This is a genomic window from Halocynthiibacter sp. (assembly GCF_049608145.1).
Classification (GTDB): Bacteria; Pseudomonadota; Alphaproteobacteria; order Rhodobacterales; family Rhodobacteraceae; genus Halocynthiibacter.
Genome location: NZ_JBMYXF010000010.1, coordinates 19,442 through 33,910 on the forward strand (window position 1 = coordinate 19,442; position 14,469 = coordinate 33,910).

The following is a 14,469-nucleotide window of genomic DNA, read 5'->3' on the forward strand; positions in this document are numbered from 1 at the left end:
GGCGCGAAGGCCGGGCTTTGGATAGGTTTGTGATGGCTTAGCCTTTGTTGCGCTTGTCGCGGGCCGCCAGCAGTTTCAGGCGCAGGGCGTTCAGCTGAATGAAGCCAGCCGCATCGGTCTGATCATAAGCGCCTGCATCTTCTTCAAAAGTCACGTGGGCTTCGGAATAGAGACTGTTTTCGGACCAACGACCAACGGTTTGCGCCAGGCCTTTATACAGTTTCATGCGCACGGTGCCGGACACATGTTCCTGGCTTTTGTCGATCGCTGCCTGCAGCATCTCGCGTTCCGGGGAATACCAGAAACCGTTGTAGATGAGTTCTGCATATTTCGGCATCAGTTCATCTTTCAGGTGCATTGCGCCACGGTCCATGGTGATGGATTCGATGCCACGGTGCGCTTCCAGAAGCAGGGTGCCACCCGGGGTTTCATAGATACCGCGAGATTTCATACCAACGAAACGACCTTCGACCAGATCAAGACGGCCGATGCCGTGTTTCCCGCCCAGTTCGTTAAGCTTTGTCAGGATCTCAGCCGGGGACATGGCTTCACCGTTGATGGCGATTGGATCACCTTTTTCGAATGTTACTTCGACAAATTCAGGCGTGTCAGGCGCATCTTCCGGGTGCACGGTGCGCTGATAGACGTAATCAGGCGCTTCAACGGCCGGATCTTCCAGAACCTTGCCTTCAGATGAGGTGTGCAGCAGGTTTGCGTCAACAGAGAAAGGGGCTTCGCCGCGTTTGTCTTTTGCCACTGGGATCTGGTTTTGCTCAGCAAATTCCAGCAGACGTGTCCGGGATGTCAGATCCCATTCGCGCCATGGTGCGATCACTTTGATGTCGGGGTTCAGGGCGTAAGCGGCAAGTTCAAAACGAACCTGATCGTTGCCTTTACCCGTCGCACCATGTGCAACCGCGTCAGCACCGGTTTCCGCAGCGATTTCAACAAGACGTTTGGAAATCAGCGGGCGGGCAATAGAAGTGCCCAGCAGGTAAAGACCTTCGTAAACCGCATTTGCGCGGAACATCGGGAAGACGAAGTCACGTACAAATTCTTCGCGCACATCCTCAATGTAGATGTTTTCTGGTTTGATGCCCAGCAGTTCGGCTTTTGCACGTGCCGGTTCTAATTCTTCGCCCTGACCCAGATCAGCGGTGAAAGTTACCACTTCGCAACCATATTCGGTTTGCAGCCATTTCAGAATGATAGAGGTATCAAGACCCCCGGAATAAGCGAGAACAACTTTCTTTGGCGCAGACATGGCGGGCTCCTTCGTGACGTGATCGCCACGCGATTACCTGTTTTTACAGGCAGGGGCAAGCGTAGTGGGACATGTCGCAGGGTTGTTCATGGAAAGAGACCGTATTTCCGGTGGATTTAGCCAGTGCAGCTTACGCCTGCCGCGCCAGAAATTCTGATTTTGAATTGTCATAACTGGTAAAGACATCTGGCAGAGAAATCAGATCTGCCTGGCCATTTGCCGCGGCAGTTTCCCCAGCCTGGCAGATATCACTGAACTGCGCAAAACCAAGATTAAGAGCGCTGCCTTTCAGGAAATGCATGTCATCTTCTAAATTGTTGGGATCAGGTTCGGTTTTCAGTCGGGTTATGGTTTCTTCAACTTCTTCCAGGAACAGTTCAACCACCTCGGCAAAGTCATCTTCGCCGACTTCCTGTTTCAGTTCTTCCACGCGCGCCCAGTCAATCATCAATGTACCTGCTTGTCCTATGTGCGCAATGTGGCACGACAAAGTTACCAGGAATTTAATGGCGGAGCATCCGTGCGCTTGGATAAGGCGAACAGCATTCATTAAGTCTTAAAGCCCGTGAACTATACACAAACTGATGAAATGATGTGAATGGTTCCCGGAATGAAAGAATCTGCACTCAGGCAGAACCAACCGGACTTTGTAGAAGTCGACTATACCCCAGATGCTGGGGAACGTCGGTTTGTGCTTGTGGTTGATGATAGCAAGGTTCAGCGTAAGATCCTGACAGCAATGCTGAAGCGTTGGGGCTTTGAAGTTGCGGAGGCAGCTTCGGGCCAGGATGCGATGGATTTCTGTGAAAATCACCATGTGGATTTCGTGCTGAGCGACTGGATGATGCCAGGGATGAATGGGCTTGAGTTTTGCGAAGCCTTCCGGCGCCTTGATCGCAAGGGATACGGTTATTTCATTCTGCTGACATCCAAAAGTGAGAAGGGCGAAGTTGCCCGCGGTTTAGAAGTGGGGGCTGATGATTTCCTGACAAAGCCGGTTAATGCGGATGAACTGAAAGCCCGAATTGCCGCTGGCGAACGCATCCTGAAAATGGAAAATGAGCTTCAGGAAAAAAACCGTTTGGTGTCTGCCACACTGAACGAATTGACCGAACTATATGATATGGTTGACCGAGATCTGCTAGAGGCAAAAAAGCTTCAGCAATCACTGATTCGCGAACGATTTAAAGATTTTGGCGCTGCGCAGGTTTCTCTGACATTGCGATCCAGCGGGCATGTTGGTGGCGATCTGGTGGGGTTTTTCCGCGTGAATGAACATCAGATTGGTATTTGGGGCATTGACGTGTCTGGCCATGGGATTACATCCGCGTTGATGACCGCGCGTTTGGCTGGAAACCTATCTGGACGTTCCCCTGAACAGAATGTTGCATTGGAATCGGACGAAAATGGTGGATATCGCCTGCGAAGCCCGGCGGAAGCAGCGGATCTTTTGAACACCATTGTTATGAATGAAATGGACACGGAACATTATTTCACACTGTTGATTGCGAATATCGATCTGCGTACCGGCGAAGCAGTGATGTGTCAGGCGGGGCATCCCCATCCGGTTATTCAAAGGGCGGATGGCAGTTGCGAATCTATTGGGACAGGCGGCATGCCCGTGGGCCTGATTGACGCTGCATATTATACAGATTTCACCGCGAAATTGTCATCTGGTGACCGGATTATCATCCCATCAGACGGTGTGATGGAATGTCCAGATCCGGACGAAAACCTGTTGGATGACGAAGGCGTGCGCGCCTTCATGGAAGCCAATGCTGAACTAAAAGGCGAAAAACTTCTTGAGGCGATGATTTGGTATCTCACCGAATATTCTGGCGAAAAAGATTTTCCTGATGATGTGTCCGCTGTTTTGCTGGAGTTCAGCGGCAACGATACCTAATAAGGCTGCCATCCAAATACTTAGAAACCGCATAGGCATCGCCCTGATTTGTCAGAAGGTCTGGGGCGTCTGATGCGGGTGTCCATTGCGCAACATGATTTTCTTCGGTCGGCGGGCCAAGGGCGCGCACGGGTCTTGCCACATAAATGTGACACAGTTTCTCTGCCCAGAATTTATAGTCTGGCAGCCAAGCAAAGCGTCGCCATGTCAGCAAAAAACGTGGATTTGCGATGCGCCAACCGGTTTCTTCCATAACTTCGCGATGCAAAGCCGCAAGGGGGCTTTCGCCCGGATCAATGCCCCCGCCTGGCAGTTGAAGTTCACTGTCGACCCAGTCCTGTTGTGTCAAAAGCAATTGTCCGTCTAAGGGCAAAATTGCATATGCACCGGGCCGGTGTCGGTATTTCACATCAGGGCGGCGTGGTTCGCCAAAACGTCGGATCATATTGTGCATTTCTCAATTGGTTGCTGACCCAGGCCAGACAGGGTATTTCTGACACAAACGTGCAAGGATCTCCACATGTCTCTTACTTCACAAATCGCCTGGGACGACACCGTTCTGCCATTTCAGCTGGATCGTTGCGATATCCGTGGACGGATTTGTCGCCTGGACGGTCTGTTGAACCAAGTGCTGTCGCAGCATGATTATCCGGAAAAAATCGAAGCCTTGGTGGCTGAAATGACAATGCTGACCGCCCTGATCGGTCAGACCATTGATTTGCGATGGAAGTTGTCTTTGCAGGTGCGTGGGGACGGCCCAGCCCGTATTCTGGCAACAGATTATTATGGTGCCAGCGAAGCAGGCGAACCTGCCCGTATTCGGGCATGGGCCAGCTTTGACAAAGACCGACTTGACGAAGGTGACACGCCTTTTGATCTGATCGGGAAAGGGTATTTTGCCATTCTGATCGACCAAGGCGACGGAATGAAACCGTATCAGGGGATTACCCCGATCGCGGGTGGATCTTTGACATCCTGCGCCGAAACCTATTTTGCCCAATCTGAACAGCTTCCGACACGATTTCAGCTGACGGCTGGTCGTTCCACTTTGCCTGGTGGGGCCGAAGGGTGGCGCGCGGGTGGTGTGATGTTGCAGCACATGCCAAAAGCATCGCCCTCTGTTGAGACCGGCGAAGGTGGCGGCGGGGATGATGGCGTATTGATCGCATCTGATTTGCTGGAAGATGATGCGGAGGAAAACTGGAACCGTGCCAATATCTTGTTGTCATCCGTTGAAGAAATCGAACTGATCGGCCCAACTGTACAGCCAACTGAACTGCTGTTGCGCCTGTTCCATGAAGAAGAGCCTCGGGTGTATGATGCGCAATCGGTTAAATTTGGGTGTTCCTGTTCGGAAGATAAGGTGCGCAACAGCCTGTCGATTTATTCCGCGAAAGAATTGACGCATATGACAACAGATAAAGGTGAAATTGTTGCGGATTGTCAGTTCTGCGGGGCGCATTACGTGATGGATCCGGCGACAGTGGGCAAAGATGCCGAGGCACCGGGTGAATGAAGATCTGATCAAAAGGCAATTACTGTCTGCGCTGTCACAAGCGCGGGCGGGGTCATCTGATTTCGATCTGAACCCTGAAATCACCTTGCCTGAAGGACGAAAATTACGTGCAGCGGCGGTGCTTATTGCTGTCGTCTCTGGTGACGAGCCGCAGATTATTCTGACAAAGCGGGCGTCAGGCATGAAACACCACCCGGGTCAGATTGCTTTCCCGGGGGGGAAGGTCGATGCAACTGATATAGATGCCCGTGCCGCGGCCTTGCGAGAGGCCCATGAAGAAATTGGGCTGCCTTCTGAGCAGGTCGAAATTTTGGGGCAATTGCCGGATCATGAAACTGTAACCGGGTTTACAGTGACGCCGTTTGTGGGGTTGGTGCACGGTGATTTTGAACCTGTCTCAGAACCCGGTGAAGTGTCCGAAGTGTTTCAGGTGCCCTTATCCCATGTACTGAACATGGATTGCTATCGAATCGAATATCGGCGCTGGCAGGGACGCAGACGGTTCTATTTCACCGTACCTTGGGGGCCGTATTATGTCTGGGGGGCCACCGCACGGATGCTGCGCAACCTTGCCGGGGGTAAAGATGAAAACTGATCTGAGGTGTGAACCCTGGCTGACATCCAGCGCCAGCAAACAGGTGATGTCTTTGCTGAATGATGCGGGGCACGGGGCTTGGTTCGTTGGTGGCTGTGTGCGAAATGCGCTGATCAATGAACCGGTTGCGGATCTGGATGTAACAACCACGGCACATCCCGAAATCGTCACTAGCCTTGCGAAAAATGCGGGTCTTAGGGTGGTGCCAACCGGAATTGAACATGGCACCGTGACTGTGGTTTGCGAAGGTGAGCCTTATGAAATCACCACCCTACGCCGGGATGTGGCGACGGATGGGCGTCGGGCCACAGTGGCATTCGCCGAAACCATTGAAGAAGATGCCGCGCGGCGTGATTTCACTATGAATGCGCTTTATGCCGATGCGCTGGGCAATATTTCTGATCCAACGGGTGGGATTGCAGACCTTGCGGTGCGGCGCATTCGTTTCATCGGCGACGCAAGTGAACGCATTCGCGAAGATTATCTGCGCAGTTTACGGTTCTTTCGGTTTTACGCTTGGTATGGCGATGTGTCTGAAGGGCCAGATCCGGATGCATTGGCTGCGATTTCAATGAATTTGGAAGGTTTGGAAACCCTTTCAAAGGAACGTGTTGGTGCTGAGATCATCAAACTTATGTCCGCCCCGGATCCTGCGCCCGCGATGGCAACGATGCAACAGACCGGTGTCTTGACCCATATCTTGCCCGGTGCTGAAACAGGGATGCTGGCGCAGCTGGTGCATATCGAAGAGAATATTGCGGCAGACCCTATCCGACGTCTTGCATGTGTTGGCGGTGAAGATGTGGCTGGGATGTTGCGCCTTTCAAAAGTGCAACACAAGGCGCTGGGGCATCTTAGAGATGAGATGGCATCTCTGACATCTTTGGCAGAGATTTCTTATCGATATGATTTCACTATGGCGCAAAATGTGGGTCTATTGCGGGCAAATATGGCCGGTTCAGTTTTGCCAGAAACAGAATTACGCGCGGCAAAACACACGTGCAACGCCCGTTTTCCGGTGTCAGCGCAGGATCTGATGCATGCATATTCCGGTAAGGCGCTGGGCGATCAGTTGAAAAAGCTGGAACAGGCCTGGATTGCGTCTGGATTTGCATTGACTAAGGATGATCTACTTTCGCAATAACGCACAGGCCAGCTGTGGCACCCGGCACAGCATTCCTCTTGCGATCTGTCTGAACCTGGTGTTCTCTGCGAATATTCGCCTTATGTTCTTCTTTTTTGAAAGTCCGCATCATGCTCGGGTTCTTTGAACGTCTGGTAAATCCCTATGTGGATTACCAGGAAACAGACACGCCGCCGACAAAGCTATGGCCGTTTATGCGGGAATATGCGCGCCCGTTTGTAAAGGTGTTCTGGGTGACGGCCATTGTTTCCGTGATCGTGGCCGCTGTAGAGGTGGGCCTGATCTGGTATATGGGCCGTGTCGTGGATCTTTTAACTGGTCTTTCACCAGAAGAAATTCGCGCGGATTATGTGACCGAATTTATTCTGGTTGCCCTGTTTGTGCTTTTCCTGCGTCCACTGATCCAGGTGGTTGATGTGGCCTTATTGAACCAGACGATCTTGCCGAATTTCGGAACATTGATCCGTTGGCGGGCGCATAAACATGTGTTGCGACAATCCATTGGCTGGTTTGAAAATGATTTTGCGGGTCGCATAGCAAACCGTATCATGCAAACGCCCCCCGCAGCGGGCGAAGCAGCGTTTCAAGTGTTTGACGCCATGACATTTGCGGTTGCGTATCTTGTTGGTGCCGCGGTCCTTTTGATTGGATCCGATCCGCGCCTGGTTTTGCCCCTGATCGCTTGGTTTGGGCTGTATATCCTGCTTGTGCGCTGGACAATGAAACGCGTTGGGCCAGCGTCAAAGGCTGCTTCTGATGCGCGGTCTGCTGTAACCGGGCGTGTGGTGGACAGCTATACCAATATTCATTCCGTAAAATTGTTTGCCCATGATGACACTGAAATCAAATGGGCAGGTGAAGCGATTGAAAAAACGCGTAAAACCTTTCAGGCGGAAATGCGTATTTTTACCAAAATGGATGTCATGCTGGTGACGCTGAACGGGTTTCTGATTGTTGGCGTTGTTGGTTGGGGTGTTTGGTTGTGGATGCTGGGCAGTGCAAGTGTTGGCGTCGTTGCTGCGGCATCTGCCTTATGTCTGCGTTTGAATGCGATGACCGGTTGGATCATGTGGGCGTTGTCCAGTTTTTTCCGCAATCTTGGTGTGATCGCAGAGGGAATGGAGACCATTGCCCAGCCCGTGACATTGGTGGATGCGCCTGACGCAAAGCCGCTTGATTTCTGTCAGGGTGCGATTGAAATGCAGGGTGTCATACATCGGTATGGGCGCGAAACCGGTGGGATTGATGGTGTCAACCTGCGTGTTGAACCCGGTCAGAAAATCGGCCTTGTCGGGCGGTCTGGTGCCGGGAAAACGACCCTCGTGAAACTGCTTTTGCGGTTCTATGACATCGAGGGTGGGACAATTCTGGTCGATGGTCAGGATGTTGCAAAGGTGACGCAGGACAGTCTGCGCCGTCAGATTGGCATGGTACAGCATGACAGTTCGCTTTTGCATCGGTCCGTGCGGGAAAATCTATTGTATGGCCGCCCGGACGCAACAGAAGAAGAAATGATCGCTGCCGCGAAACAGGCCGAAGCGCATGAGTTTATCCTAGACCTTGAAGATCCCGAAGGACGGCGGGGATATGACGCCGAAGTGGGCGAGCGTGGTGTAAAACTGTCTGGCGGTCAACGACAGCGGATTGCCCTTGCGCGGGTCATTCTGAAAGATGCGCCGATCTTGTTGCTGGATGAAGCAACCAGCGCGTTGGACAGCGAAGTAGAGGCCGCGATTCAGGACACGCTGTATGACATGATGGAAGGTAAAACCGTGCTGGCGATTGCCCACCGTCTGTCCACAATTGCAAAGATGGATCGCATTATTGTGCTGGATCAGGGTCTGATTGTTGAAGATGGCAGCCATACCGAACTGTTGGCAAAAGATGGAATTTACGCGGGCTTCTGGGCACGACAATCCGGGGGCTTTATTGGCGGGGATGAGACAGATGAACATGGATAGAATTGCAGCCTGGCTGGTCGGGCGCGTAGATCCGGAGAACGCCGCCAAAGGCCCTCCGCCGGCCACATTGATGGCATTCATGCGCTGGGCGTTGCGTGGATGTTGGGGGGTGATTGCGCTGGCCGCATTTGGTTTTGCGATGGGCGGCGTGTTTGAATCACTGATCATGTATATGCTGGGCCAGATCATTGATGCGGTGACTATTGCCCATGCAACAGGGCAGGGGTTTTGGTCTGCAAATGTCATGACATTCCTTAGCTTTGCGCTGGTTTTGCTGATCCTGCGCCCATTGTTTTTTGCAGTGGCGACCGGGTTTCAGTCGATCGCGGTGATGCCCAATGTGTTTTCACAGGTGATGACACGGCTGAACCGGCATACGCTGGGTCAATCTATCGGGTTCTTCGATGAAGATTTTGCCGGGCGAATTGCACAAAAACAAATGCAGACGGCAAATTCCATTGTGTCGGTCACACAGGAAACCATCAACGCGATGACATTCGCGGTGACAGCAGTTTTGGGCATGTTGGTGCTGTCTGGCGCTGTTGATATGGGCCTACTGGTGATTATGGTGATCTGGCTTGGCGGGTATTTTGGTCTTCTGCGGTATTTCCTGCCCCGTGTACGTGCGAAATCGGCGGCGCGGGCCGGTGCGCGGGCGGGGGTGACCGGGCAGATTGTGGATACGATTACCAACATAAAGACCGTAAAACTGTTCGCCCATGACGCCCATGAAGATCGCGCTGCGCTGGATGCGGTTTCTATCTTTCGCGAACGCGCGGTGGACTGGGCATCGGTTGCCGTATTGTTCCGGTTTTTCCTGATTGTTCTGGCGGGTGCGTTGCCTGTTGCGATGATGGGATATGGCTTGATCCGTTGGGGGGCAGGTGCGGTTACCGCTGGGGAATTGACCGCCGTTGGTGGCATGTCGATCCGTCTGGCGCAGATGACCGGCTGGGTCAGCTGGACACTGATGGGGATCTACGGCGACATTGGCGAGGTGGAAGACGGTATGCGCACGCTAAGCCCCGCGCATACACTGACAGATCGTAGGAATGCGGTGGAACTGAACGTGTCAGACGGTGCCGTGCATTTCGACGGGCTTGGCTTTGCTTATGGGCGTGAAAACGGTGGCGTTCAGGCGCTGAACCTGAAGATCGCAGCCGGTGAAAAAATCGGGATTGTTGGTGCGTCTGGCGCCGGGAAATCAACGCTCGTGTCGATGTTGTTGCGTCTTTATGATCCAGAACAGGGCAAAGTGATGGTAGACGGGCAAGATATCGGACAGGTCACGCAGGCCAGCCTGCGGGCGCAGATAGGTATGGTGACGCAGGATACAGCGATGTTTAATCGGTCTGCGCTGGATAATATCCGTTATGGCCGCCCGGACGCGACACTGGAAGATGTACGCGATGCCGCGCGTCAGGCCGAAGCGTTGGAATTCATCGCAGACCTGCAAGATAACAACGGGCGCAAGGGGTTTGACGCCTATCTTGGTGAACGGGGTGTGAAATTGTCCGGGGGACAGCGACAACGTATAGCGCTGGCACGGGCAATCCTGAAAGATGCACCTATTCTGGTATTGGACGAAGCCACCAGTGCGCTGGATTCTGAAGTAGAGGCGGCTATTCAATCTGCGTTAGAAACTGTCATGCAGGGCAAGACGGTTCTGGCGATTGCACACCGGCTGTCGACGATTTCCCGCATGGACCGGATCGTCGTGATGGATCGGGGACAGATCGCGGAAATTGGCACACATGCAGATTTGCTTTTGCAAAAGGGGCTATATGCGCGCTATTGGGAACGCCAGTCAGGCGGTTTCATAGGCACAGAGGATACTGAAGGTGACGCAATACACGGTTGAACGGCTGGGGCATCAAGGTGACGGAATCGTCGCTGGGCCTCTATATGTATCTGGCGTTCTGCCGGGCGAAGTGATTACGGGCGAGGTTGTGAAAGACCGCATTGTGAACCCGTCGATCATCACGCCGTCAGAACATCGCGTCAAAGCGCCGTGTTCCCACGCGCGATCCTGTGGGGGATGTAATCTGCAACATGCATCAGATGAATTTGTTGCAGACTTCAAGAAATCAGTGATCCTGAAAGCGTTGAAAACCCGTGGAATAGACACTGATATTGTTGCAAGCGATACCTCGTCTGCCAATTCGCGTCGTCGTGCGGTTTTTTCGGTTCGTCGTACTAAAAAGGGTGCGATGGCCGGGTTCCATGTGAAGGCGTCGGATACGGTTATTCCGGTTCCAAACTGTACAATTTTGCGACCAGCACTGAAAGACGCGGTGCCTTTGCTGGAAGAATTGACTGTCCTGGGCGGCAGCCGTAAGGGCGAAATCCGGTTCACGGTCACGGAAACGCGGACAGGTCTTGATATTCTGGCGCAGGGTGGGAAACCTGCGGAAGGAATGTTTCAGGCGCAATTGGCCCAGATCGCCGCGCGCCCAGGTGTGGCCCGGCTAACCTGGGATGATGAACTGATTGCCACTGTTGAAATGCCCATGGTGGATTTTGATGGCGCTTTGGTCACACCACCCCCCGGAACATTTCTGCAGGCGACAGAAGAGGGGCAGAATGCCCTGATCTCTGCCGTTACAGACACTATTGCAGGCGCAAATCACGTTGCGGATCTTTTTGCGGGCTGCGGCACCTTTAGTTTGCCGGCCGCACGCAATGCAGAGGTGCATGCGTTTGAAGGTGAAAAAGTGATGATCGACAGCCTGTTGAATGGCTGGCGTCGCGCGAAGGGCTTGAAGATGGTCAAAGCAGATGCCCGCGATCTGTTCCGCCGTCCCCTGATGCCGGATGAATTGAACCGTTTTGATGCGATTATCATCGATCCACCCCGCGCAGGTGCGGAAGCCCAGATCATTGAAATTGCCAAATCCACCGTTGAAACCATCGCGATGGTGTCCTGCAACCCGGTCAGCTTTGCGCGCGATGCGGAAATCTTGATAAATGCGGGCTATCAAATGAAAAATCTGCGGATGATTGACCAGTTTCGCTGGTCGTCACATGTGGAAATATCAGCCGCGTTTCACAGATAATTGACGCTCGGGTCAGCTGTCAGCCCTTGATAAAAAGAGGGCTGATGGGGTACATGAAAAAGAAAACGGGCAGTAAATAATGAAACGTTCAACCTTTCTGGCAGGTCTGGCCAGCACGATCCTAACCGCATGTAGCAGTAGGGCACCTTCAAAGTTTCGTCGTTATTCCGGACCGGAAGTAACACGGATCGTTTTGTATAAACGGCGCAGACGTCTGTTTTTGATGCATAACGGTGATGTTCTGAAATCCTATCGTATTCGTCTGGGCTTTACCGCGCGCGGACATAAGCAATACGAAGGGGATGGGCGCACGCCGGAAGGGAACTATCTTATCGATCGTAAGAACCCGAACAGCAGTTTTCATCTGTCTGTTGGGATTTCCTACCCAAATCAACGGGACCGTGCCAATGCGCGTGCAATAGGGCGCAGCCCGGGCGGCGATATTTTCATTCATGGTGCGCCACGTCGCGGCAGCAGCGCGGATCCGTCTGCGGATTGGACAGCTGGCTGTATCGCGGTGACAGATCGTGAGATCGAAGAAATTTACGCGATGGTACAGTTGAACACGCCGATCACCATCCACCCATAAAAAAAGGCCACGGACAGAAATGCCGTGGCCTTTATAGTAGATGTTTTTGGTATCAGTTCTGGATTGCGGCTGCGGCTGCTGTCACGCGCAGTTCAGGCACCACATTGTTGGCCAGCAGCAAAGTCCACCAGATCTTACCATTGCTTTCTTGGAACCAAGAAAAGCCCATGTTGACTGCACCCGGCGCCAGAATCACTTCGCGTGTTCCTGTTTCTTCCATCCAGGCAGCCAGTGTTTCCAGTTCGGTTTCGTAGGTTTCAGAGATGTTTTCACCCAGCAGCGTGCCAGCATACCCGGCGCGTTGAACCCGTACGAGAGGGGAAGAACCGTCAGAACCAAAGTGCCATGGGCGATTCTGTGCGGCCATATCTTTTGAATGCGTCGCGGCAGCAGCGTTCAATTCGCTGTTCAGCTGAACCTGGCTAAGACCGGCAGCGCTGCGCAGGGAGTTGATGGAATCCAGCATGCGGAACTGCACCTGTGAGGCTTTGCCAATACGATAAACCTGCTGCAAAGGTTTGCCATCAGGGCCGACAAGTGCGGATTGCTGCGTACAGGCGCCCAGAATAAAGATCAGAGAGGCGAACAGCGCCAGAATTTTAGTCATCGAAATACACCCATGGTTTTGCCTTTTGTTCGTCTAACGCCATGTTGCGTGGAATTCAAAGCACGATCCCGTAAAATCGGCAGGATAACGCTTGTTTGATTTGCGACTGCGGCATTCTCGCAATAAGTTACGCGAGACTTCTTAAGTACCCCATACGCAGGACAGGTTCCGATATATGTTTAAACTGAGTAAGATTAACCGCAGAAACTTTCTGACTGGCGCGTCAACGCTTGCTGTTAGTGGTATTGCCGCACCTGCACTTGCGCAGACCGCTGAAACCGGTGGCGAGGCTGTCAGCCATAACATTTCCAGCTTCCGGTCTTTGGATTGGCGGCCGTATTTTTCAAATACGAACAACGGCGCGATTCTGGTTGATACCACGTCACGTGTTCTGCACTTCTGGAATGAAGATCAGACACTTTATAAGCTGTATCCCACGTCCGTTCCGATGAACGAAGACCTGACCCGTCTTGGGCGCACGTCCATTGTGCGTAAAGTTGATGGCCCAAGCTGGAGCCCAACACCATCCATGAAGATCCGCAATCCTGAATGGCCGGATTATATTGGCCCGGGTCCGGAAAACCCTCTTGGCACCCATGCGCTGTATCTCAGCTGGACGTATTACCGTATTCACGGCACCCAGGACACGCGCAAAATCGGGCGTCGGTCATCGAATGGCTGCATTGGCCTGTATAATGAACATATCGCTGAATTGTTCGCCCTGACCAAAAATGGCACGCAGGTTCTGTTGATCTAAAGTCGCGCAAATAAGACACTAAATCGGGGGCATTGGCCCCCTTTTTTATGCCCAGCCCTGAAGGTTTTCCTGAATAATCTGTGACAGGGCCGCGATATGGGCATCATCATCATTCAGGCAGGGGATATATGTGAAGGTCTCGCCACCTGCTTCTTTAAAGGCGTCCTGGATTTCTTCATTGATCTCTTCCAGCGTCTCGATGCAATCAGCAGCAAATGCAGGGGCGATCACGGCGATGTTCTTTTTTCCGGCCTTGGCCAGATCCGCCACATGTTCCACCGTATAAGGTTTCAGCCATTCTTCGCGTCCAAAACGCGACTGGAACGCTGTGATGATCTCGCCATCGGCCCAGCCCAAGCGTTCTGTTAGCAGGCGCGTCGATTTCTGGCACTGACAATGGTAAGGGTCACCCTGTGTCAGGTATCGTTCCGGCATGCCGTGATATGACGCGATTAGGTGATCGGGGCGGGTGTCCAGTTTTGCATAGGCGTCTTCCACGGATTTCGCGAGTGCATCCACATATGCAGGATGGCTGAAATAAGCAGGTACTGTGCGGACGGCTGGTTGCCAAGGTTCTTTACCAAGAGCTGCAAAAAACGCATCATTTGCTGTGGCTGTCGTTGCCCCGGCGTATTGCGGGTAAAGCGGGAAAAACAGGATGCGCTCACAGCCATTTTTGACCATTTCCCGAACTTTAGACTCTGTTGATGGGTTGCCATAGCGCATGCAGAATTCGACCTGTACATCACCTTCACAGGCATTGGTCAGCGCATCGCGCAGTTTTGTCGTCTGGTCGCGTGTGATCGTCATCAAAGGGCTTTCGCCCTGATCTTCGTTCCAGATGGATTTATAGGCCTCACCAGAACTGAAGGGGCGTTTTGTTAGAATGATCAGCTTTAGGATCGGCAGCCATTTCCAGCGCGGCAGATCAATCACCCGACGATCTGACAGAAATTCATTCAGATAGCGTCGCATCGACCAGTAATCATAATTGTCCGGTGTTCCGAGATTGGCAATCAGAATGCCGGTCTTTGGTGTTGGCAGCGTAGGGTGCGATTGGGGCAACATGGTCATTCC

Annotated in this window: 14 protein-coding genes; 9 read left to right on the forward strand and 5 right to left on the reverse strand. The window is 52.8% G+C overall.

From position 1 onward, the window contains the following. Window positions 1-37 precede the first annotated feature (37 nt). The gene (locus ACPGUT_RS05105; RefSeq protein WP_423989240.1) at window positions 38-1,264 is read right to left on the reverse strand and encodes an argininosuccinate synthase; all 1,227 of its coding nucleotides are present in this window, start codon (window positions 1,262-1,264) and stop codon (window positions 38-40) included. A 130-nt stretch (window positions 1,265-1,394) separates the two neighbouring features. Then, on the reverse strand, window positions 1,395-1,712 hold the full coding sequence (locus tag ACPGUT_RS05110; RefSeq protein ID WP_423989241.1) for an Hpt domain-containing protein: 318 nt from the start codon (window positions 1,710-1,712) through the stop codon (window positions 1,395-1,397). Window positions 1,713-1,874: 162 nt separating this feature from the next. On the opposite strand from ACPGUT_RS05110, the gene ACPGUT_RS05115 reads away from it, so the two are divergent. Next, window positions 1,875-3,167, forward strand: a complete 1,293-nt coding sequence (locus ACPGUT_RS05115; protein ID WP_423989242.1) for a PP2C family protein-serine/threonine phosphatase — start codon at window positions 1,875-1,877, stop codon at window positions 3,165-3,167. Here ACPGUT_RS05115 and ACPGUT_RS05120 read toward each other — a convergent pair. Further along, complete coding sequence (locus ACPGUT_RS05120; protein ID WP_423989243.1) at window positions 3,148-3,612, reverse strand: NUDIX hydrolase; 465 nt, start codon at window positions 3,610-3,612, stop codon at window positions 3,148-3,150. The genes ACPGUT_RS05115 and ACPGUT_RS05120 overlap by 20 nt on opposite strands. Before the next feature lie 75 nt (window positions 3,613-3,687). Here ACPGUT_RS05120 and ACPGUT_RS05125 point away from each other — a divergent pair, with 75 nt between their 5' ends. From ACPGUT_RS05125 to ACPGUT_RS05155, 7 genes are all read left to right on the forward strand, one after another. Next, a complete protein-coding gene (locus tag ACPGUT_RS05125) occupies window positions 3,688-4,683 on the forward strand; it encodes an Hsp33 family molecular chaperone HslO (protein ID WP_423989244.1) in 996 nt (331 codons plus the stop codon). Beyond that, entirely contained in the window at window positions 4,676-5,278 is a 603-nt protein-coding gene (locus ACPGUT_RS05130; protein WP_423989245.1) for a CoA pyrophosphatase, read from the forward strand. Before ACPGUT_RS05125 ends, ACPGUT_RS05130 begins: the two co-directional genes overlap by 8 nt. Further along, on the forward strand, window positions 5,268-6,422 hold the full coding sequence (locus ACPGUT_RS05135; protein WP_423989246.1) for a CCA tRNA nucleotidyltransferase: 1,155 nt from the start codon (window positions 5,268-5,270) through the stop codon (window positions 6,420-6,422). Before ACPGUT_RS05130 ends, ACPGUT_RS05135 begins: the two co-directional genes overlap by 11 nt. Before the next feature lie 110 nt (window positions 6,423-6,532). After that, a complete protein-coding gene (locus tag ACPGUT_RS05140; RefSeq protein WP_423989247.1) occupies window positions 6,533-8,383 on the forward strand; it encodes an ABC transporter ATP-binding protein in 1,851 nt (616 codons plus the stop codon). After that, a complete protein-coding gene (locus ACPGUT_RS05145) occupies window positions 8,370-10,244 on the forward strand; it encodes an ABC transporter ATP-binding protein (protein WP_423989248.1) in 1,875 nt (624 codons plus the stop codon). Before ACPGUT_RS05140 ends, ACPGUT_RS05145 begins: the two co-directional genes overlap by 14 nt. After that, window positions 10,225-11,439, forward strand: a complete 1,215-nt coding sequence (locus ACPGUT_RS05150; RefSeq protein ID WP_423989249.1) for a class I SAM-dependent RNA methyltransferase — start codon at window positions 10,225-10,227, stop codon at window positions 11,437-11,439. The genes ACPGUT_RS05145 and ACPGUT_RS05150 overlap by 20 nt, the downstream gene beginning before the upstream one ends. Window positions 11,440-11,518: 79 nt before the next feature. After that, window positions 11,519-12,028 (forward strand): L,D-transpeptidase family protein, encoded by a 510-nt coding sequence (locus ACPGUT_RS05155; RefSeq protein WP_423989250.1) that lies wholly within the window; start codon window positions 11,519-11,521, stop codon window positions 12,026-12,028. 52 nt (window positions 12,029-12,080) lie between these two features. Here ACPGUT_RS05155 and ACPGUT_RS05160 read toward each other — a convergent pair whose 3' ends face one another. Continuing rightward, complete coding sequence (locus ACPGUT_RS05160; protein ID WP_423989251.1) at window positions 12,081-12,635, reverse strand: CAP domain-containing protein; 555 nt, start codon at window positions 12,633-12,635, stop codon at window positions 12,081-12,083. A 175-nt stretch (window positions 12,636-12,810) separates the two neighbouring features. Here ACPGUT_RS05160 and ACPGUT_RS05165 point away from each other — a divergent pair, with 175 nt between their 5' ends. Further along, complete coding sequence (locus ACPGUT_RS05165) at window positions 12,811-13,392, forward strand: L,D-transpeptidase (protein ID WP_423989252.1); 582 nt, start codon at window positions 12,811-12,813, stop codon at window positions 13,390-13,392. Window positions 13,393-13,437: 45 nt separating this feature from the next. On the opposite strand, the gene hemH is transcribed toward ACPGUT_RS05165, so the two are convergent. Beyond that, window positions 13,438-14,466 carry a ferrochelatase gene (gene hemH, locus ACPGUT_RS05170; RefSeq protein WP_423989253.1) on the reverse strand — a complete coding sequence of 343 codons (1,029 nt, stop codon included), beginning with the start codon at window positions 14,464-14,466 and terminating at the stop codon, window positions 13,438-13,440. Window positions 14,467-14,469 lie beyond the last annotated feature (3 nt).

What these genes read in the sequence shown, in the direction of transcription:
- ACPGUT_RS05120 (WP_423989243.1), bottom strand. Translation starts at nt 3,612, where the DNA reads ATGATCCGACGTTTTGGCGAACCACGCCGCCCTGATGTGAAATACCGA.
- ACPGUT_RS05165 (WP_423989252.1), top strand. Translation starts at nt 12,811, where the DNA reads ATGTTTAAACTGAGTAAGATTAACCGCAGAAACTTTCTGACTGGCGCG.
- ACPGUT_RS05145 (WP_423989248.1), top strand. Translation starts at nt 8,370, where the DNA reads ATGAACATGGATAGAATTGCAGCCTGGCTGGTCGGGCGCGTAGATCCG.
- ACPGUT_RS05115 (WP_423989242.1), top strand. Translation starts at nt 1,875, where the DNA reads ATGAAAGAATCTGCACTCAGGCAGAACCAACCGGACTTTGTAGAAGTC.
- ACPGUT_RS05110 (WP_423989241.1), bottom strand. Translation starts at nt 1,712, where the DNA reads ATGATTGACTGGGCGCGCGTGGAAGAACTGAAACAGGAAGTCGGCGAA.
- ACPGUT_RS05125 (WP_423989244.1), top strand. Translation starts at nt 3,688, where the DNA reads ATGTCTCTTACTTCACAAATCGCCTGGGACGACACCGTTCTGCCATTT.
- ACPGUT_RS05135 (WP_423989246.1), top strand. Translation starts at nt 5,268, where the DNA reads ATGAAAACTGATCTGAGGTGTGAACCCTGGCTGACATCCAGCGCCAGC.
- hemH (WP_423989253.1), bottom strand. Translation starts at nt 14,466, where the DNA reads ATGACCATGTTGCCCCAATCGCACCCTACGCTGCCAACACCAAAGACC.
- ACPGUT_RS05160 (WP_423989251.1), bottom strand. Translation starts at nt 12,635, where the DNA reads ATGACTAAAATTCTGGCGCTGTTCGCCTCTCTGATCTTTATTCTGGGC.
- ACPGUT_RS05105 (WP_423989240.1), bottom strand. Translation starts at nt 1,264, where the DNA reads ATGTCTGCGCCAAAGAAAGTTGTTCTCGCTTATTCCGGGGGTCTTGAT.
- ACPGUT_RS05155 (WP_423989250.1), top strand. Translation starts at nt 11,519, where the DNA reads ATGAAACGTTCAACCTTTCTGGCAGGTCTGGCCAGCACGATCCTAACC.
- ACPGUT_RS05140 (WP_423989247.1), top strand. Translation starts at nt 6,533, where the DNA reads ATGCTCGGGTTCTTTGAACGTCTGGTAAATCCCTATGTGGATTACCAG.